The organism is Pseudomonas huaxiensis (assembly GCF_003231275.1).
Lineage (GTDB): Bacteria > Pseudomonadota > Gammaproteobacteria > Pseudomonadales > Pseudomonadaceae > Aquipseudomonas > Aquipseudomonas huaxiensis.
The window spans coordinates 1-423 of the sequence record NZ_QKVL01000180.1 but is presented as its reverse complement, the minus strand read 5'-3'; the positions used below and the strand labels follow the sequence as shown (position 1 = coordinate 423).

1 protein-coding gene is annotated in these 423 nt (G+C 57.9%); it reads right to left on the bottom strand.

The genetic code is table 11. The features are described 5' to 3' along the window. Positions 1 to 143 precede the first annotated feature (143 nt). The coding region (locus DM374_RS32795; protein ID WP_157969825.1) for a DUF3304 domain-containing protein at positions 144 to 423 on the bottom strand (280 nt) is incomplete at its 5' end.

The window sequence follows — 423 nt, the reverse complement described above, 5'->3', positions numbered from 1 at the left end:
GGAACGCCCGTCAACGCTGAACTTGTTGATCGCCCAGTGGGTATGGTTAACCCCCTCGATGATTCCGGCCTGAGTAGCAGGGATAAACAACGCGCCAGCCAATCCACAAATGACAACGCGCCTTGCCTGAATGAGGAAGCTCATCATGAAGCGTCTCCCGTGGGTGAGTTTCGGGTCGCAGGGCATGACTGCGGCTTCGGCAGGTTGAGAGGTGTTTTGATCGGGTACTCAGGGTGGCCGTAGGCGTAGCAGGAAGTGGCGACCTGAATCTCGTCACACGGTAAAAAGTGCACGGTGATGCCGCAGGTACTGCCCTCGGCGTAATCAGGGACAGGCACTGATCGACTGTGCTGACGCCGTTGGGCTACAACTTTGGCCCTCCACTCGACGGCTTTGGGCCAATCGGCAAATCCGGGAAAGTCG